Origin of the sequence: Clostridium chromiireducens (genome assembly GCF_003575225.1) — a bacterium.
GTDB classification, from domain to species: domain Bacteria; phylum Bacillota; class Clostridia; order Clostridiales; family Clostridiaceae; genus Clostridium; species Clostridium chromiireducens.
Window position 1 is genome coordinate 1,008,986 of record NZ_QXDJ01000001.1, and the last position, 21,577, is coordinate 1,030,562.

The 21,577-nt window shown below is 30.4% G+C and carries 10 protein-coding genes; all 10 read right to left on the reverse strand.

The window, feature by feature from the left end:
- Positions 1 to 453 precede the first annotated feature (453 nt).
- The 10 genes from D2A34_RS04160 to D2A34_RS04205 all read right to left on the reverse strand — a co-directional run bounded on the left by D2A34_RS04160 (position 454) and on the right by D2A34_RS04205 (position 21,550).
- On the reverse strand, positions 454 to 3,840 hold the full coding sequence (locus D2A34_RS04160; RefSeq protein ID WP_079437782.1) for a carbohydrate binding domain-containing protein: 3,387 nt from the start codon (positions 3,838 to 3,840) through the stop codon (positions 454 to 456).
- Between the two features lie 244 nt (positions 3,841 to 4,084).
- Positions 4,085 to 6,787: a GH36-type glycosyl hydrolase domain-containing protein gene (locus D2A34_RS04165; RefSeq protein WP_119365816.1), complete on the reverse strand. Its 2,703-nt coding sequence runs from the start codon at positions 6,785 to 6,787 to the stop codon at positions 4,085 to 4,087.
- A 45-nt stretch (positions 6,788 to 6,832) separates the two neighbouring features.
- Positions 6,833 to 9,991: a hypothetical protein gene (locus D2A34_RS04170; RefSeq protein ID WP_119365817.1), complete on the reverse strand. Its 3,159-nt coding sequence runs from the start codon at positions 9,989 to 9,991 to the stop codon at positions 6,833 to 6,835.
- A 142-nt stretch (positions 9,992 to 10,133) separates the two neighbouring features.
- Positions 10,134 to 13,103: a GH36-type glycosyl hydrolase domain-containing protein gene (locus D2A34_RS04175; protein WP_119365964.1), complete on the reverse strand. Its 2,970-nt coding sequence runs from the start codon at positions 13,101 to 13,103 to the stop codon at positions 10,134 to 10,136.
- A gap of 107 nt (positions 13,104 to 13,210) precedes the next feature.
- Complete coding sequence (locus D2A34_RS04180) at positions 13,211 to 15,310, reverse strand: methyl-accepting chemotaxis protein (RefSeq protein WP_119365818.1); 2,100 nt, start codon at positions 15,308 to 15,310, stop codon at positions 13,211 to 13,213.
- Between the two features lie 98 nt (positions 15,311 to 15,408).
- On the reverse strand, positions 15,409 to 16,275 hold the full coding sequence (locus D2A34_RS04185) for a carbohydrate ABC transporter permease (RefSeq protein WP_079437777.1): 867 nt from the start codon (positions 16,273 to 16,275) through the stop codon (positions 15,409 to 15,411).
- The gene (locus tag D2A34_RS04190) at positions 16,275 to 17,249 is read right to left on the reverse strand and encodes a carbohydrate ABC transporter permease (protein ID WP_079437776.1); all 975 of its coding nucleotides are present in this window, start codon (positions 17,247 to 17,249) and stop codon (positions 16,275 to 16,277) included. Before D2A34_RS04190 ends, D2A34_RS04185 begins: the two co-directional genes overlap by 1 nt.
- Positions 17,250 to 17,334: 85 nt before the next feature.
- Entirely contained in the window at positions 17,335 to 18,678 is a 1,344-nt protein-coding gene (locus D2A34_RS04195; protein WP_079437775.1) for a sugar ABC transporter substrate-binding protein, read from the reverse strand.
- Between the two features lie 241 nt (positions 18,679 to 18,919).
- A complete protein-coding gene (gene bglS / locus D2A34_RS04200; RefSeq protein ID WP_079437774.1) occupies positions 18,920 to 19,663 on the reverse strand; it encodes a beta-glucanase in 744 nt (247 codons plus the stop codon).
- A gap of 279 nt (positions 19,664 to 19,942) precedes the next feature.
- The gene (locus tag D2A34_RS04205) at positions 19,943 to 21,550 is read right to left on the reverse strand and encodes a response regulator (protein WP_079437773.1); all 1,608 of its coding nucleotides are present in this window, start codon (positions 21,548 to 21,550) and stop codon (positions 19,943 to 19,945) included.
- Positions 21,551 to 21,577: the final 27 nt, after the last annotated feature.

Sequence of the window (21,577 nt, forward strand, 5' to 3'; positions counted from 1 at the left end):
CCTCATATTCGGTTAATATTTTTTATAACCTATAATAAAAGGTAAAAGAAACCACAAGATAATTCTACTAAAAACTGTAATTATAAAAAACGTATGAATTATAGATTTTATACAAATTTTTATATATGTTTGCTAATAAATACCAAATGAAATAACAAACCCACTGTATAATGGATGTTTTCCTTTAGAATTATTGCTCTAGAAAAAGTGTCTGCTAAATTTTTTAAATAATTTTATAGTTATATATATTACAAAATAATGTATAAAAAAACTCACCATATTATTTCAAATTATGGTGAGTTTTTGTTCTAATCTATATATAAAATTTTATTCGTTTCTAATAGAATTTGTAACTTTATCTTTGTCTAGTTTTATTTATTAAATTATCATCAAAAATAAAAGATGCAGCTAAATTAATAGCTGCATGCTTTTCATGTTACTTTACATTAAAACTTATTCTGCTTTAAGTGAAACATTATCAATATATACTTTTGTTGGTTTAGGATTGCTTGTGTTACCAAGACAGAATTTTAGTTGAGCAGCATCATCTTTAGGCATTGTGAATCTTATAGTTACATGTTTCTTAGTACCATCAAGTGCTACTGTTTCTGATGCATATGCATGATAAGCTACATTTTCTTCAATTTTAGCCTCTATATCTCTAGCTTCTTCTGCCCAAGCATCAAATTCTAAAACATAATTAACGTCTTTCGACAAATCTACAAGATCATTACCAAACAACATTACATCCCAAGGGTTTGATCCTACGTCTCTAACATCGATAGCTGCTGCTTTATCTGCATCATTCGTTATACTAAATGTTGCTGCAGCTGGAGTTGTAACTGGAATATTAAATCCCCAATTGCTAAATTCTGAACTAAAATCTCCATTGATAATAAGATTATCATTATTTTCTGGCGAAATAGTGAATTCATTGATTTTTTCTAATTTAACATTATCTACTGTAACAGTATGCTTATCTTTAATTTGTGTTCCATTTACAGCTCCCATTGATATTGTAAATATTGCATTTTCATCAGTAGGCTTCTTCATTTCAAATTCATTAGTATATGTTTCAAGATCGTTACCTACTTCTATAACTTTTGATCCTGAATAAGGATCCCAATTATTATCTTTACTTCCATCTCTTTGGATTGCATACATAATATCTCTATCAATTGTACTCTTAGCATCAAAGCTTAATCTATACTTTTGACCTTCTTCTAATTTAACATTATTTTGTTTTAATTGAATCTTCCAATCAGCATCTCCAGTATCAGCGATTTCTAATTGAACTGCATTTTTTTCCTTTAAACTATCAACTCCATATGAAACTGCACTCTTCATATTTCCATCTACAAATACATCCCATCCCATTAAACCAGTATCAAAAGCACCATTTCTTATAAGTGAATTTTCTTCAATTCTTACATTATCAATGTATGTTATGCCTTGTCCACCTAATAATAATTCTAAATCCTTGCTACTTAATTCTTCTCCTGTTGCAAATTCAAATTTGAAAGTTTTCTTATTATTAGTAAGATCAGCACTAAACTCTTCACCATTAATATAAGCTTTTATAGTCTTATCTTTATCTGCATATGCATCAAAATAAAGTGCATAATTATCATTTTTTGTTAATGCAAGATTAGTTTGTTTAACTACTACATCTTCTAATAATGAATTATTATCTTTTACATCTACTTTTAATTCTCTTGAATTATTAATGTTTGCTACATTAATTTGTGTATTCGTAGATTTTGATTTAACTTCCCAGTACTTCATACGATCTTCACCAACATCAAAAGTACCATTATTTACATAGTTTCCATCAGGCATAATTTTCTTTGATTCATTTTCATCTTTTTCAATTTGTCCAATTTTTTCAATCTTAACATTACTTAATTCAACATCTGCTAAAGATCCTTGATTACCTAAGTTAAACTCTAATCTACCATTGGCATCATCTTTTTTCTCCATAGTAAATTCATATGAGTAAGTCTTAACATTAGTTGTTAAATCCACCTTAGTATCGTTAAAATATCTTACATATGATCTATCTGGTCCTGAAACATCCGCAATCATAGTTCTATCTTCATTTGCTTTAGCATCAAATGTAACTCTATATTTACCGCCTTCTTTTAATGGTACTCCTGGTTGTACTAATTGTATTGAATATTCTGCTGTTCCTGCATTTTCAGTGCTAATTGTCATTTTATTATTGGCAATATTACTATTTCCTGTACCATTAAGAGCCGTAAGAAATTTCCAGCTTCCATCATCTTTCGAAAAATCTCCATTTATTATATAGTTCCCATTTTTATCAGGATCTCTTAGGATAACTTTTTCTGCTTCAGGCTTTTTAACATTTTCATCATAACTATCTAATTGATATGCCTTTATATAATCAACTTTAAACTCTGCATTATCAAAATCTGTAGTTTCATCAGGATTTCCTGGCCAGCTTCCGCCTACAGCTAAGTTAAATTGCATATAAAATTCTTGATCAAATGGTGCTGGAAAAGTTACTTCATCTCCACCTTCAACCGCTGTAAACCAGTCATTAGCTGTATAATATAATTTTCCATCAATATACCATCTAATTTCTCCTGGGACCCATTCAATTCCATATGTGTGATAATCATCTGCAAATGTACCCTTATCTAGTACATACGTACCTTGTTTTTGTTCATGTGGATCTCCATAATGTATTGTTCCATATACTTTATTAGGTTCATTTCCCAATACTTCCATCATGTCAATTTCACCACATTTTGGCCATTGCCCATATAAACTTTCATCATTAGGCATCATCCATAATGCAGGCCATAACCCTTGTCCCTTTGGAGCTTTTGCTCTTACTTCAAATTTTCCATATTTAAATGTTTTTTTATCTTTGGTATTTATCTTTCCAGAAGTATAGTAATCCTTACCGTCCTTTTGAGTTTTTATAGCCTTAAGAACTAAATTTCCATCCTTAACAAAAATATTTTCCTTAGAGTCAGTATATTCTTGTAATTCATTATTAACCCAACCTGGATCATGTTTTTCGGAACTCCAATTATTTTGATTTAATTCATTTCCATTAAAATCTTCTTGCCATGCAAGCTTCCATTTGTTTTGTTCTGGATTTTCATTTCCATTATTTCCAGAATTCCCGGAATTTGACCCCGAATTTCCAGACGACGAATTTCCTGATGATGAGTTACTTGATGATGAATTTTTAGATGGTGTACTACTTGGCAAAGTCTCAGTCGTTGCCGGCTTATCGGCTTGTTTCGTAACACCAACACCTTTGTTATCAAAAGCTTTAACAGCCTGTGGTATTTCTCCCAAAGCCTCTCCACTATTACTAAAGTTATATTCCTTATTGTCTATTATGACTTTACCAGTTTGCATTGCTCCTGACGATGCAAGTGAATATACTTTTCCATTAACTTCAACTACTCCCGTTTGCATTGCTCCTGATGTATCTGTAAAATACCAAGTACCTTTATCATTTACCCAACCCGTTTTCATTGCTCCTGATGCATCTGTAAAATACCAAGTACCTTTGTCATTTACCCAGCCTGTTTTCATTGCTCCTGATGTATCTGCAAAGTACCATGTTCCATTATCATTTATCCAACCAGTTCTCATTGCTCCTGACGAATCAAAATTATACCAAATTCCATCTATTAACTTCCAATTTGTAGCTACTCCACTATCATCTACATAACTCCAACTGCCATTATCTGACGATTGTTTCCATTCCGCATTTACTCCACTTTGAAGCATTACTGGTATCATACTAGCTGCAATTGCTCCAGCTATAATTTTCTTTAATTTTACACTTTTCATTAATAAACATCCTCCTTGTTAATCAACCGTTTACAAATTTTTACTTTTAGCTATTATTCATACGCGTTGTGCTAGTTTTAAATGAACACAAATGTCTGCGACACGTTTAATTAATGATGAATAATGAATGATTAAGGAGGATATTCCTTCGGAATATCTTTAAATCGATTATTATTTTGAAAAGCCACAGGCTTTTCTTCCTTAATCATTCATCATTAATTATTCACTTTTCACCATCTTTATCTTATTTAAGAACAACTTTTATTGTATGTTTAATATTTTCATCAAGTGAAGTTATTACATTTCTATCAATAACAGGTTGTTCGCTAAATTTATATTCTTCACCATTTATATAAATTTCCTTTACTCTATAATCACCATATTCTTTTTTACCTTCATTTATATATTCAATCTTAAGCTTTCTTTCTGCAAAGTTCATTTCAATAGCAGCTTTATTTTCAACATCAAATTGCTTTAATAAAATTTTAGGTTCAAATGCTAAGTTACCCATTTCACCTTTTACACCAAACATCTCAGTTAATACAGTAAGTATTAACCAGCTTGCTGAACCAGTTAAATAGTTATACATTCCTCTTCCTTTTTCATTTATATACTCAGGCACACCTGGGTATATTCTACTAATATCAAAGTTATTACAGTGATTATAAAGAGTATCAATAACTTTAAATCCTTCGAATGCAAAACCTCTTTGATAAAGTGCATTAGCATACATAATAGCCATATGACTAAATACAGCTCCATTTTCTTTGTGTCCATAAGCAAAACCAAACATTCTTCCTAAATCGGTTTTTATTTCATTAAAATTAGTATTTAGTCTATAACCACCAACAGCGTTATCATAAAGATAATTATCTGATGCTTTAATAATACTTTCAACTTGCTCTACTGTTGCAGTTTTACTCATAATAGTAAATACTTGTCCGGTAAGCATCATACGAGTTCCTGACTCTCCATCTCCTTCAACGCGTCTTGCATTATTATCATAGTAGCCATTATACCAACTGTATCCTTCTTTGTTCGTAATCCACTCATTCTTTTGAATGTGTTCTTTAAGCCAATTTGCTTTTCCTTCAACATTTGCGATTAGCTTATCACAATCTACATTAACAACTTTTCCTTTGATATTATGTCTACACTTATTGCAATAATCTTTTAATATATTTTGTTTTTCTTCTACGTTATCATAAACTTCATTATTACCAGTTAAAAGCACTTGTAATTCTTCAGCTAAATCTATATTTTTTACATTTTTTACATCTCTTAAATACTTTAATAACTCTGCAATATCTGCAAGATTTCCTCCGTAAAGTGAACTAAATGCAACACTTTCACCTTTTTCGTCTGCCATATCAAGAGCATCATTCCAGTCAGCACCATGTAACTTTAAATTATTGTGCTCACCAACATCATAAAATGCTGTTAAATGTTGCACTAAAAGATGTTCTAAAATTGTTCCTTTGTATTCTTCTAAATTTTCTGCAAGAATTTTATTTCCTTGGCTTAAGTCCCATAAAGTATCTTTTTCTGTTCCTCTTTCAACTTGTAGATCTTTAAAATAACTTTGTTTCTCTAAAAGAAATTCTATATCTCCAGTTTGTTCTATATAAAGTTTAGTAGTTAAGAATGGCCATGCTCCATGATCCATCCAAACACGTGTTATATTATTTCTATCTGCAATAAACTCACCCTGTTTTGTTCCAATAATTGTAGCATTAGTTCCATCAAAACGAACTCCACCAAAATTATCTAAAAGCATGCCACGAACTCCGCTTGGATCCATTGCTAATAAGGCTAAGCAATCTTGCCATAAATCTCTCCAGCCTCTTCCGCCCTTACCGTAATCATGATGTGGTAAGAATGAACAGCCATAAATCCTTCTAAGCATTGGTTGGAAATTAACCCAATACATCCAATTATCAAATTGTTTATCCTCTGTTTCATATGAAATATTAATTTTTTTATCCCAATATGCTTTAGTTTCCTCAAGAAGCTTATCAAAAGCGATTTCTTTTAAATGGCTTTCAGCAATACTATTAAAATCAGATATAGAATCTCCAAATCCTATTGCTACAATAAATGTTTTAGATTCATTTGCTTCAATTATTGCATCTTCAAAACGTATAGCGCCAATTGCTTCATAGCCTTCTAGCTTAGCATTAGCCTTAATCTTAAATTCTTCATTTAATAAAATGCTCTTTGGAATTTCAAAAGATCCACCTTCTCCAATATATTCTTCTACTATTGGACAGAAACTTACTGGCTTTTCTCCATCACCTGTTGCTGCAACAACTCCATAAACAACAGTATTTTTCTTATGTCCTCTTTCATCAAATGTCAATGTAGGATTCACTATAATTCCATCATCTATAGTTTCTATCCTATTTAAAAGAGAAGTTACATGTCTATGATCCCTAATATTATCTGCTGAACGACAATATAATGGTATCGCTGCAGTTGCAGTTACTTTTTTAGCTTCATTACTTGTGTTAGTAATTGTTACTTTCATCAATTCTATTTTGTCATCAGTAGAAGGTACAAATGATACTATCTCACTTTTTATGTTGTATTTCTTTGATTCTCTAGTTATTTTATGCCACATGATTCCAGCTTCTAATTCAGTTTCTTCTTTATCCTCACTAAAAGCTTCTGCTTGTTGAGCTGCTGAAACTCCTGTTGCTGACCATGCTCCTAATCCATCTATATATACCCAAAAATTTCTTGAAGATTTATTATTATGAAGCTCTTCACTACTTACTGGAGCAAGTAAAAATGTGTTTTGATTCATTTTGCAATCGCCATTTAAAGTTGGAGTTATACTAGACATAACTCCTGCCTCATTTGCAAGTGGAAAATACATATAGCTATTATTCTCCGGATTTTTTAGTTTAAAAGTTCCCTTATTATTTAAAAATTCACAATTTGCCATATTGTAAAACCGCCTTTATATTATATTAATTATTTTGCTACTTGATTATAAAATAGTAACTTGAATTTCTGCTATTTCACCATTTCTAATTTTTTCAGCAAATTCTCCACATATTTCATTTCCTTCAAATTTACTTATATTATTGTTTGCATCAACTAAAGTAATTTCTCCTATTATTCCTTTTTCATGCCCAAAAGTATTTTTGTTATTTGTATTTATATAGACAAGTTTTATATTACCTAAAATTGTAGTAATCAACTTACTATCTTTAAAGAAATCTTTTGTTAAAATAGGATTTAATCTAAATTTTAGAATTTCATCTTCATATACAAATAGCTTTTCTCCGACCATCATCATTTTCCAAATATTTAACATTTCTACAGTCGTCCCACTTAATCTTGCTACAAAACCTCTTCCATGAGTTCTTTCATCCGGATTACTGCTACTTGCAATAAATGATGAATTTTCTAGTATACTTCTGCCATATACTTCTGGATCCATAAATGGTGGCATTGCAGTTTTTATATCCTCAAAGAATTCTTCATATAATCCATTTTTTATTAATTCTAAAATATATTTAAATTCCATGTGCATAAATATTGATTCTCTTTCAAGCCAACCAGCTGTAAAACTTCTTGCTCTTCCTATTTCAAACGATATATCTTCTAAGGATTCTGAAGTTTTGTACATGTTTAATTTTTTATCATAAACATTACTTTCCTTAATAGATTTATATAATTCATGCTTTTCAACATAATCTAATTTTGTCTTAAAATATCTGGTAGGTCCTTCTAAAAATAATGGTAAGAAATTAATTTTAAACTCTAATAGTTTTATTACTTTGTCATTGTCTATTTCATATTTACTTACGTCATAATACATAAATGTAGGAATCTTACCGTCATTCATTTTCTTTGCTTTCTCAATTCCTAAATCAATCTTAGAAAGCATTTTATTAATTGTACTTTCAATAACTGTTACTTCTAAATCCGAATTATTTCCACTTATTGAATATTGTATTTTTTCCCTGTACTCTTCTCTTATTGTTGAAACTTTGTCCCAATATTCTAATTGACTTAATTCCTCATTTAAATTTAACGAAAGAATTTCTTCTACTTCACATATGACTTTATAAAATTCTTCTGGCAATTTTATTGAATCTTCTACAACATCTAAATTTTCCTTTATAAATAGCAATAATCTTTTTAACTCTGCTGTTTCTGAAAAATTTGATCCTAGCAATCCTGGAAGTCCATTCATAGCATCATTCCAACCTGGTTTTCCAGCTTCCATCTCTATTCCAAATCCCATAGGATCTAAAGTCATAAATTTTATTCCTGCAAGAACTAATAACTTTGCAAATAAATTTGTTTTATATAAATTGCCATTGCTATCAACGATCCAGTTATGACATATATTCTCCTTTTTTGCTAAAGCTAAATATTGTCTAACTTTTCCATTTTCAATGGTATATTTATCTTTTCTAGGTAAAACGTACTCTGGCGAATTATAGAATTTATAACTTTCATCCTTAATTAGTAATTCTTTTATCTTGTCCGGATAAACGTCTAAATACTCTTCTATTAAATCAAGATTGTAAGTCCAGTGGTCACTCCAGAAGCCTTCACCAAAGTCTATCTCTACAGTTTCACTACACATTTCTATAATATCGTTCATGATTTCATTGATTTTTTTACTTTCGATTCCGTTTATATTTCTTAATGAAGAATACAATTCCCCTATAGTGAATTTATTAACTAAAGTTTTTACCAATTCTTCATTTTCATATACACTAACTAAATTAGATATATTTTCTTTTTTGTTTTCCTCTACATAGAATTTCTTTCCTTTAATGACTAAAGGATTATAACCATCGAGCTGTATCAAATCACTAAATAATTTAATATTTTCTGCTCCTGTAAATGAGTGAATATATACATCCATTCTTCTATTTTGATTTACATCTCTAAAGTTTCCATTTCCTTGAGAATAGAAATTAGGTTCTATACTAAAGAAGTTATAGTCTCTTTCTAAATCTCCATGTTTTCTAGAATATACATAATATATCTTTTTATCTCTATTCCCAAACTCTAATGGATATCCGCCTCTTAAAACATTATCTATATAACATTGTTTGATATAATCATCAAATAGTGGATATGCAGTTTTAGTATCCACATGGTTCCTAATATTATCTATTAGTCCATTACTTTCAATTATTTTCATATCGAAATAACTTTTATTGCATATTTTCTTCAATGATTTCTTAACATCATCACTATTATTCATATATCCTATATAACTATATATGCAGGTTGTATTATTTCCTTCTAAGCGCATTGCTTTTCCTGTAAATGCACAAGGAACTTTATTATAAGAAATATTATTAGCCTTCAGTAATTCTCCAATAGTATTATTTTTAAATTCTAATGGTTCTTTTAAAGATGTATCATATCCAAATATATTCTCCGAATCAACTATTGGATTTAATATATCTTCATTTTCATCAAAGGCTACATAAAAATAACTATTTTCTACTGTGCCCATTTGAGCTGTGTCTTCAGTAGAAGATCTTAACTTATACATAGCAGTCCCATCTTCTTTAATTTCTCCCTGCATGTAACTTCTTAACGTATTTCCGATTCCTTTGTATGTTGCATTATCAGATCCATATGGTAATATAGCAGATAATCCATCTAATATTTCTATTTCTATTTTCACATTAGATGTATTTACAACTTCTACTTTTCTTCCGAGTGCTGAAAAATCTTCGTTCGGAATTGTAAAGTAGGTTATTTCAATATTTAAATTTAATTCGCTATTTATTTCAACTAATCTTAATTCATTATTCTTTATTTTTATTATTCTTTTTATATTCTCATTTATAGTCATAGAAAATGGTTCAAAAATAAATTCCTCTTCATTATTTCTAAGCTTTATAAAAGTTCTAAATCCGTTACTGTACACCATTTTATAAGCTTCATTAGCTGGAAAAAACTCCATTATACAATTACTTTTATCCCTTATTCCAATGCTGCTTATCGCTTGTCCTCTATTAACGTAAAATGACCACATAGGTATTCCTTCTACACCCGCAATACCTGATAAAAAACTAGCAAAAGGAGCTTTTTTATCATAATCTTCTATAACATAAAATCCTAGTTCATCTATATAATCCTTCTTAATTTCATTTTTTTCCTTCATAAAAACACCTCTTATCTACAGGTCATACTTCCATCTTTCTTTGATAATCAATTTAGTTCCAATAGTTACTGCTAAGGTGGTAATTAGTAGTATTTAAGTCCACAAAAAACTTTTACTTTTCACACCTTAGCACTGCTTATATTTAGAAGATTATCTCTACATTATGCTCTTTACCATCTTCAAAATTCTTTAGAATATTACCTTCAATTTTTTCACCATCAACTTTTATAGAATATAAAGAATCTTTCATTCTATAAAAACCTTCAGGTTTTGAAATCATAATATTATAGCTAGCCTTACCAGTTTTAAGAATCAAGTTTAGTGATTCTTGTTCTTCCGCAAGTATTGGATTTATCTCAATACCTCTTGCTGTGTATTCAACACCAAATGCATCAAATAATGATAGTGTAAGCCAAGTAGAAGTACCACTAAGTGTAGGTCCTATATTTTCACCTGTATCACTATTGTTATATTGAGTACAGAATCTTGGATTTCCACATGTTTCATATGGATGTTTCATTGTGTTGTAAGGTAAAACTAGATTTATCATCCAATATGCTGTACTAGTTAGCTTTCTTGCTAATTCATCACTTTCAACCATCTTAGCAGCTTTTAGCATAGCACTAGTAGCCATCATTGTAGCATGCTTAAATATTCCCCCATTTTCTCTATCCCCTGGGAAATATTCTCCTGTTGCAGTTCCAGTTGCAACCTTCTCTAAATCTGTTGGACTAATAAGCTTTAATCCATAAGGAGTTTTTAAATGAGTCTCTATAGATTCAAGCATTATTTTAATTTGTTCTTCTGTCGCAGAATTAGATAAAATTGCCCAACTAAACGAATTTAAGAAATATGTGCCATCTTTATTTGGATCTGCTGAAAGTTTATCTCCTTTAGCACCAAGATAAGTGAACTCTCCATTTTTGTATCTATTAAATAAAACCCTTGCAAAGAAATCATCCTTCCAAGCATATTGTTGCAGATTATCATAAAGTTTATTAGAAGCCTTCTCAAGGTTACTTAAATATAATGTATCTTCTTTCTGCTTTCCAATTTCAATCATTTCGTCCATAGCAACCTTTAATAGGAATCCATTCATAACACTTTCAGAATAATCACTTTCAAATGGCTCTCCATCTCTTCCGGTTCTAGCTATCTGTTCCTTGTATCTTCTCTCTTTTTCAACACCATTAATAAAATCAGTGTCAAGCTTTAGACAGTCATTCCAATCTGCAAAATCAAGTAGAGGTATTCCATGTTTTCCTATTGAAATCTCTCCTGAATATCTTAAAATAGCTTTAATGGTATCATATAAGCTTCTTTTCTTTATTGGATTGCTTCCTCCTATACTTAACTCTTCATCTAGGAATGCAGTATCACCAGTAATATTTATATATCTATATACAGCCTGAATTAACCACAATCCATCATCAGACCATTTTCCTGGTTCTTTACCAACCCAGAAAAAGTTATGGTAAGCATAACCAAATTCAAATACCTTTTCAGCCCATTCCTTTATCAAATTTTTTGCAAGCTCTTTTTCACCCATTCCTATAAAATAGTACATAGATGCATAAATGTCTTGAATTTCTCTAAATCCAATTTCTCTGTAACCCTTTTGTGTTTGGTCAAAAGAACGTGATACAAAGGTTTGATACAGCACTTGAAAAGGTAGATTCTTGTTAACATAAGTATCAAATTGCTTGTCCCCTGAAATAACTTGCAGATAACTGCTGTATTCATTAATAAGGTTAATACTTTTATTAAACGCATTTTGAATCTCTTTTTCATTGCTATACTTAATAATTAGATTTTGTACCTCAGTTTTAAAGGTATTTTCATCAAAATTATCATTTGTCTTAGTTGAAACTAATCCAGTTAAATTATCAATAGAAATTTCAGCTAACGGTTGTATTGTAATCTGACTGCTAACAGCAAAGAAACCTGGTCCTTTTCTATTTAAATTGCTGCTAAGTTTGTATAACCCTTCCGGTCTTTCCAACGAACCACTTCCCACGAATTCACTATAACTTGTACAAAACTCCTTAGGAAGTATAGATCCTTTTTCAGTATGGGTAATCATAGTATGAAATCTGTAGTCGCCACTTGTATACATTGGATAATAATCTGAAGATATAGCCATTACAGATCCTTCATCATCAACCAATACCTTTGCCTGCATAATTACATTACTGTATAAAACATCTTCCATCAATGCACCCGGAGCAGCACTTCCAAACATACCTGTATAAACGATTTTAATATTCCTTATTCTATTTGTATTATTCTTTATTTTAATTTGTTGCGCCTCAACAGCTATAGGCATGTTCTCTTCTTGAGGAAGTAAGAATATTAATCTTTCAACCTCTAATCCGCACTTAGTCTTATAAATAATCTTAGTGTGATTTTGAGAATGAATACATTTACCAGATTCTATATTTTCATCAGTGACATTTGCTGAATAAAATATTTGCTTTCCATCTTCCACCAAATAAAACTGACGGCTTGCAGGAAAACCATTTTCCTCTTGAAGCATATCCCATCTTGTAGCTAATACTTGAGTAGCGGCATGAGATCTAAAGCTTCCTCTTCCTAGCTTATCTACTACGCTCTTTGGAGTAGTTTGTAATGGATGAGAAAACTTAATTCTATTTCCTAACAATAAATTTGTGTAAAAATGTGGTCCTGGAGCTGGAGCTAATAAATCTATTTCGTGCTCTCCATCTTCATTTATAGTTCCCACACCATAGGTTATCTTTTGTAATATACTGTTTATCTTATTGCTAACCTCAAGGTCTAAGGTCATTTCAGTAATTAATCCCTTGTTACATGCTAATAAAGTAGTATCATCTATATTTTTAGTAAGTCTAATGATTACAAATTCATTTTCTTCTAAAATTCTATCTAACAGTACAGCTATTTCTCGACTCTTAAACATTTCTAAGGTAACAGGAATTTTAATTGGTAAATTAGCAACGCCCACTGCCTTCTTATATGTACTATCATAGAATATACCATCTATAACAGCTTGCTTTTCAATCCTTTCATTAAATATTTCTCTTAAGCTCTGCTCTGCAGACTGTTTAACTTTTCTAGCTACAACTTCTTTCATTATTATAACCATTCCTTTCCTTATGCAAAAAATGCAGTAAAAATATTTCTTTCATTCTTGCTTGTATACATTAATTTATATTATTCAATATCTTCAACAGCAGAATTTTAAAGTTCAAATTTTTGTACCTTTCCTTCCACTTTTATAGCCAATTCTTTAAGGGAACTAGATAATTCAACAAGTTCCTCATTTAGGTGTATTTTTTCTTCTGCAGATGCTGCTATCTCGTCACTTATTAATAAGTTCTCGTTAGAGCTAATATTTAACATACTCATTGTTTCATTTATCTTTTCTCTAGTAATATCTATAGCTGTTACCTCATCCTTAACACTTAGGATTTGGCTTACAAGAAACTCCATTTCACTTGAAATTGAATCAAAGCTATTCGTACTATCAACCACTGACTCAATCTGTTCCATCATATATTCTTCTGATTTATGCACTTCATTGTTGAGTTCATTTATTTTATCATCTAATTTATTAATTATTGAATCTATGTATTTAGTTGAGCTACTAGTTGATCCTGATAATTCTTTTACTGACTTTGCAATTACACTAAAGCCTTTTCCCTGTTCTCCTAATCGAGCCGCCTCTATTTCAGCATTTAGAGCTAGTAAATCAGTTTGCTTTGCTATAGCGTTTACTGCATCTGTTATCTTTCTTATCTCTTTGAATTCACTTTTTAAAGCTTCAGAAGTAGACAAAACATTTACAGTAATATCGGCTACTTTATCTGATTTTACTTTTAATAAATCTAGATTTTTTTTCCCATGGTAAGTTAATTGTTTTGTATCACTTATACTACTATCAATATTTCTAAAATAGTTAATTATAGCTTCTATTTTATTTGATAGCTCAGTTGTTAATTCATTTATGCTGCAAATATCATTATTTTGATTTTTACTTTTTGTATAAATATCTGATATTTTTACTCTCATACTTTCAAATTCCTCATAATTTTTCATTGCATTTGAGGAAATTTCATCCGCCGCCTTAGAAGTTATACCAGACATGCTTTTTATATCATTTATTGAATCCCTAAAGCTTTCAAGCATTTCCAGAAATCTATTGCCTAATAAACCTACTTCATCCTTTCTACCTGGCACTGATACTCCAGTTAAAATTCCACCCTTTACTTTATCCATACCTCTTATTAGCTCATTTATTCCATTAGTTATATCTCTGGTGATAAATGTTGAAAAGAAAAAAATCAATGCCATACTAATTATTCCGACTACAAGTATTTGCAATCTTATTGCTGAAGCGGCTCTTGTCATATTGTTAATTGGAGTGATCCCTACCAATATCCAATCTGTATTAGTGAATTTATAAAAAGTCACTAGATTATTTTCATTATTTATTTCTTTATCAAACCAATTATTGTCATTATCTTCGGTATTCTCTGCAATATCTATGGCATATTTTTTTCCGTCGCTATTTCTATCTAATGGATCCATTACTACATTATTATTTTTATCAATAATAATTATTTTCGTATCATAGTTAACTTTCATATCTTTGATTAAACTATAAATATAATCTTCCTTTAAATTAACAACTAAATTTCCAATGCTAGCTAAATTGGTAGATACTCTCATCTTATAAAAAGCAGTTATAACTTTATTTGATATCTGTTTTGTAAAGCTATGACCACTTATATATGGTATAGTCTTATTCGAACTTTCATTGCTGCTAACAAATTCTGAATAGTTTGGCTCAGTAAAAATATCATAAGTTGAATCATATCCACTTCCACCATAATAAAAAATATCTTTATTATTTGAGACAACAAAGACATCAGCAACATCCATTCTTGTCTTTAATGCATCGCCCAAGTAACTACGTATTTCATTTGATACCTGTGCCTTTTTCTGAGAATCCATATCCTTATATTTTGAAACTTTCTCTCCTAGGCTGTCATTATTGGTTATGACTTGAAACGTTTTATCAATATCTTGCAAGGATCTGTCTATGTTCTCTCCTTTTTGCTTCATAAGCTCAATCAGGTTATCTTTATTTTGACTAATGATTGTGTTAGAAAACTGTTTATACGAAATAAGCGAAACTATAAAAAGAGACAAAGAAATTAAAATTAAGAATCCTAAATTCAGTTTTACCCGTATTCTCAAATTTTTTATAGATAATAATTGATAATATGAATTAACCCTTATTGGTAACTTCTTAACTAAGACTTTTTTCTTTAGCATTCTAATCACATCCTATAGTCCAAAATAATTAAAGAGCTCTTCATTGGTAAAAAATAGAGATTCTACGTAAATCTCTATCTCTTGTATCTAAGTAATTCTTATCCTTTAACAGCCCCTGCCGTCATACCGCTAATAAACTTCTTTTGAAGTGCAAAGAACATTATTAGAACCGGAATCGTAGTTACAACACTTGCTGCCATCATTAAATCATATCTATTTTGAAAATTACCAACATAAAGTCTTATTCCAACCGGAATTGTTTGAGTAGAAATATCTGTAGTTAATACCCAAGCAAAAAGCAGTTCATCCCAAGCCATTAAGAATATATATATACCAGTAGCAATTATTCCAGTTGTTGAAATTGGTAATATAACTCTTATAAGTGCTCCAAATTTTGAACACCCGTCTATACGAGCCGCTTCTTCTAATTCTTTAGGAATGGTTGCAAAAAATCCTCTTAATATCCATATACTGAATGGAATAAAGAATGCAGAGTAAGTGATTATTAATCCAGGATATGTATTCACTATCTTTATCCCAAATTTTTCTTGAACATTTATAAACATCATATACAATGGTAACAAAAACATCATTCCTGGAATCATTTGCGTAGCTAGAACTGTGCTTCCAAATATACCTGACCCAGGAAACTTATATTTTGCTACTGCATACCCAGCAAAAACAGCTAGACTTAATGTAACTAATGTCGTTACTCCACAAATAATTAAACTATTTTTAAGATATGCAAAGAAATTTATATTCTTCCACATTTCAATATAATTCTGCCAATTAATTGGCTTACCTAAAGTACCAGTTGCTAGATCTCCTTGAGTCATTAATGAACTTAAGAACATCCAAGCTATTGGAAATATACTACTTATAACCATTATTGTTAAAATTATATTAGCCGCTATACGTTTTCTTCTCTTTTTTATTTTAATACTTTCCGTGTAACTCTTTGCCATTATTCATCCACCACCAAACTATCTCTAAATACTCTATACCATATTCCAACAAGTATTAGCATACATATCATTACAATAATTGTAGCTGCTGCACCTGTCCCAAAGTTCCAAGTTTGAAAAGAATTTCTTTGGATATTTGTCATTAATAAATCTCCCCATTTACCTGGATATCCTGATCCATGTCCAAACATCATTGAAACGATATTATAAGAATATATATAATTAATCATTCCAAAAAGCATTTGGATACCAATTACTGGTTTAAGCAATGGTAATGTTATATTGAAAAACTTTTGAATTCCACTAGCTCCATCTATTTCTGCTGCTTCATAATAATCATCAGATATATTCTGAAGTCCAGCTAAAAGCATTATCATTACAAGTGGCACATTTCTCCATATAGTAGGTATTATTATTGCCGCAAGTACATTGCTCCCTGTGAGCCAAAACGGTTTACTTGGCAAAATATGTAGCCAATCTACTAAAATCCTATTAATTATCCCCGTATCTTGTTGCAACATAAATCCCCATAGCATTCCAACTACATATGATGGTACAACCCAAGGTGTTAATAATAAAGTTCTTGCAATTCCTCTAAACTTAAATTCTCGGTTAACTACCATTGCTGATGCTAGACCTATAGCTATAACTAGTACACTACAAATCATTCCATATATACCTGTGTTTCTAAGTGCCTCCAAAAATCCCGAACGCATATTACTTGTTGGATCAAATAAAACCTTATTAAAATTTTCAAATCCAGCAAATGGTGCATCTAAAAATTGTTTTAATGTAAATTGGTTAAGTTTAAGTACTGAAAAAAATAACCCTTCTGCCATTGGTATAAGTTGAACAATTATCATAGCAATTACTGCAGGTAGTATAAGCGCATATGCAAATTTATTTTTACGAATATTGTCAATAATACTATATTTGTGCTCTGCTTGTGTTATAATATTTTTCTCTGTTTCCATTTATGCTCCTCCTATAACCTTCTATAAGTATCCTATAAGAATTATACAGGGGATATTCCCCTGTATAATCTAAATTGAGCTATTATTACTGATTTAAAACAGCATTAACATCATTAACTGCTCCATCTAATTCAGTCTTATTTTTATTAGGATCATATTTTCCATTAACACCCATTACATTATCCCATACATTTGATAATCCTTTTTGGAATAATGATTCTGAAGGAGCCCAGCCAGGGATTGAAGGGTATGATCTACCATATTGAAGCTGTTGTTTGAATACTGATAACATAGAATCATCAGTTACAAACTTGTCATCGAATGACTTAGCATTAGCTGGTAGGTTACCATGTTTCTTAGCATATGCAATTTGTGCATCTGAAGATGAAAGGTACGATAGTAGTTTAACCGCTTCAGGTTTGTTCTTTGAAGATTTAAAAATTGCTAAATCACTTCCACCAAAAAATGCATATCTGCCTTTTGGACCTTCTGGAATTATAGCAACTCCAACTTTTTTAGGATCTAAAGCTTTTGAACTATCTTTTGCATATTCAGTTTTTATAGTTTGTGCAAAATATGCACCTGAGAAAATTGTTGCATATTCACCATTATTAAATAAAGCTTCAACTTCTGATGAATTCTTTTCTAGAGCAGCCTTTGGCATTAAACCTTCATCTGCTAAACTAGCATAATAATTAATTCCATCTAACGCTTCAGGAGAATTTATTACAGCCTTACCATCTTTAATATAATCTCCACCTGCTCCCCATATCCACCATGAGAAATTATGAACTACATTCCAGTCATTCTTTCCGGGCATTCCAAGACCAGCTAATTTCTTACCATCAACTTCCACACCATTTAATTTCTTTAAGGCAGCTTTATAACTATCCCAAGTATTGAAATCCTTAGCTGGATCTACCCCAGCTTTTTCGCAAGCATCCTTTCTGTAAAATAAAGCTCTTGTATCAATAAACCAAGGAACTCCATATCTTTCACTCTTTCCTTCTATTCCAGTTGTTGATAACGTAGCTTTAACGAAAGAGTCATCTCCTCCAAAATCTTTATAATATTGAGAAAGATCCTCCAACGCTCCCATTGCACCTACAGCTGGAACCCATGTATTACCCAACTGTGTAATATCAGGTGCTTCCCCACTTGTTCCTGCTGCAGTGATTTTAGTCCAAGCTGATCCCCAGTCAAGTACTGTAGGTGTAACCTTTATGTTAGGATTTTGATCTAAGAACGGCTTGATAACCTCCATAAAATCATCTTCTGGAGTTCCGCTATTAGGCATTATCCAAACCTTTAAATTGATTTCATTACTTTTTGTACTCGTTTTCGAAGCATCGCTCGAACTAGATCCACATCCAATTAAACCTAGTGCTAACATACTTGCAATTACTGCTGATAATATTCTCTTCTTCACTTTTGTTCCCCCTCTTAATTTCCTTTTACACCTTTATGATATATTAAAATAGAGGTTGCTAAAATGGTATAAAATTACGATAAAGTATTAAAAAATTACTCACTTTAAACATTTACACGCAAAAGAAAAAGAGACTCTTTACAGAATCTCTTTTATTTTTATACTACATTTTTTGTATTCTAGCTCTAGTCTGATCACTTATACCTTATCCTTATTTACATAATCCAATGCCTATATTTATTTACTTTGGATCGTAAGATACCCAGTCATAATATGCATTAAGTGGAGTTACACCATTATAAGAACCTAACCATGAGTCTACACCTGTTCCAGGCCATAAATTCATCATAATTTTGCCTGGATGTGATGGAATATTATTAGTTGCCCTATAAACTTCCTTTCCATCTACCAACCATGCAATATAAGTTGGTTGCCAATTAAAAGCATAAGTATGGTAACTTGTCGAAGCATCAAATCCTAGATTATAAATGTGCTCATGATTACCTACACCATTTGTATAATAATTGAATTGTACTTTTGTAGTATCTTTACCTAAAAATTCGATATCGATTTCATCCCAAGGAGTACCATCTGATGGCCCTGTATAAGTGAAAAATGAAGAAACTATTCCAGTATTTTTTGCTGGTTTCATATTTACTTGATATAGTCCATAACTATAAGTATTATTTGAACGATATTCTCCACCTGCATATGGCTTAGTGCCTCCTTTAGTATCTTTATTGATAGTAAGAGCCATAGCTCCATTGCTAAAATTAACGTTACTAGATCTCCAAGTACAATTAAACATACCGTCATTTGTCCATCCATCTGATTTTGACCAAGATGATGTATTAGCAGAATCAAAACTCTCACCCATGTGCGTTGTAATTAATGATGCGGAAGCTGGTGTCGGTATTAAAGTTCCCACTAAAAAAGTACCTACTAACAATCCTAATGTTGCAATTTTTAAATATTTTTTTTTCATACCTATTTCCTCCTAATAATCAAATAATTTATAAAAATCATAATTGATTTTATATACCTAATATTTCCACTTGTACTTATATGTGATAAAGCTCATTTTGAAGGCTTGGATAGTATTCTTTTTCACATTTGTTTCCCATATTCATTTACTTTTTTAACTTTATGATATATTAGAATAAAGGTTGCTGAAATGGTATAAAATTACGATAAAGTATTAAAAAATTACTCAATTTAAACATTTACATAAAAAAATAAAAAGGGATTCATCAAAGAATCTCTTTTATTTTAATATATTGGATTTTTTATATTCGGCCGGAGTATAACCGGTATGCTTTTTGAAGAGTTTACTAAAATACGCTGTCTCCTTATAACCTAACATATCACTGACCTCATAAACCTTATAGTCGTGCCTCTTTAATAATATTTTTGCTCTTTCCATCTTTGCTTTTGTTGCATATTCTAAGAAGTTTTCTCCAGTTTGCTGCTTAAATATTGAACATAAATAATTCTTACTTATATTTAAATTACTAGCTATAGATGTCAGCGTTATATCCTCATCTATATGATTAAGCACATATTCACAAGCTCTTTGAACTATATTATCACTCTGATTTAGACTATATTCCTTTATAATATCTATAAGTTTAGCTATATTATCCATCAGTTGATTTTCGATATCCTCTAGAGTTTCAACACCTAAAAAGCCGATTTTAACTATTTTACTCAAGTCATATACATCTTCTAAAAAACTATATTTTTTAAGCACATTATTGTAAATATTATATACAATTTGTGTAAATGTAATATTGATCTTGAAAATATCAAAATTCAAAAGGTTTGCTATTTCTTTTAATAGCTCCCGAAGCATATTTAATGAATCATCTTTCCCAACAATTATTGCACTTATAAGCGCCTTTTCTTTCTCAATTGGATAAACAAAACTCTTCTGCCTACATTCAGCTAATTCGCTTGCGTGAATTAACCTATTTGTACCTAATACATATTTATATTTAAGCGCTTCCTTAGCATTTAAATAACTTTTGTAAATGCTATATATTTGATTATATGCATTTCCAACTCCTATATTTAATTTTGTTTGCAATTCTTCACTTCCAAATTGAAGTATACTATTTAATACCTTGATAAAGCTTTGATTTAATTCTGATATTTCAACTTCTTTATCAGCTTGTACAATAATAATTTTTTTACCAAAATCCGAATCTAATAAAGAAAAATGTTTTATATCGCTTTTTTTAAATCCTTTTTCTATTAAATCATTAACCATATTATTTAAATGGTTCCATTCATCATTTTCAGTTAAATCCTCACTACTAATGATAATTTCATTAATTTCAACAATTGCAACTTGAACCTTGCCTTTTATAAGCGGAAGGTTATACTGAGAAATATGCTCATCCATCATCATCAAATTTTTTCCTCTTAAAAGGTCATATAATATTTTTTCTCCAGATATAACTTTATTCACATTATATTCACGATCCTTTTTTTCCTTAGTTGTTAATTTGTTATTAGCATTAATTAAAATATTCTTTAGTTTTTGAGAGTCTATTGGCTTCAATATATAGTCAAATGCACCTAGTCTTATACCTTCCTGTGCGTATGAAAATTCATCATATCCACTTAACAACAATACTAAAGTATCCAATCCCTTTTCTCTGATTTCCCTTAATAGTTCAATTCCTGTTATTTTGTGCATCTTAATATCTGATACAATGAAATCTATACTATGCTCCTTAATCAGTTCAAGCGCTTCTTCCCCATCACGGGCTTCACAAACTATCTTAAAGCCATATTCCTCCCAATTGATTATCTTTTTTAATCCCTTTCTAATAATTGGTTCATCATCTACAATCATTACTGAATACAAATTTATTCCCCCCATAAAACCTTTCTT

Coding starts and splice junctions, on each gene's coding strand:
- D2A34_RS04185 (WP_079437777.1), bottom strand. CDS start 16,275: ATGGCAAAGAGTTACACGGAAAGTATTAAAATAAAAAAGAGAAGAAAA.
- bglS (WP_079437774.1), bottom strand. CDS start 19,663: ATGAAAAAAAAATATTTAAAAATTGCAACATTAGGATTGTTAGTAGGT.
- D2A34_RS04165 (WP_119365816.1), bottom strand. CDS start 6,787: ATGGCAAATTGTGAATTTTTAAATAATAAGGGAACTTTTAAACTAAAA.
- D2A34_RS04175 (WP_119365964.1), bottom strand. CDS start 13,103: ATGAAAGAAGTTGTAGCTAGAAAAGTTAAACAGTCTGCAGAGCAGAGC.
- D2A34_RS04190 (WP_079437776.1), bottom strand. CDS start 17,249: ATGGAAACAGAGAAAAATATTATAACACAAGCAGAGCACAAATATAGT.
- D2A34_RS04160 (WP_079437782.1), bottom strand. CDS start 3,840: ATGAAAAGTGTAAAATTAAAGAAAATTATAGCTGGAGCAATTGCAGCT.
- D2A34_RS04170 (WP_119365817.1), bottom strand. CDS start 9,991: ATGAAGGAAAAAAATGAAATTAAGAAGGATTATATAGATGAACTAGGA.
- D2A34_RS04180 (WP_119365818.1), bottom strand. CDS start 15,310: ATGCTAAAGAAAAAAGTCTTAGTTAAGAAGTTACCAATAAGGGTTAAT.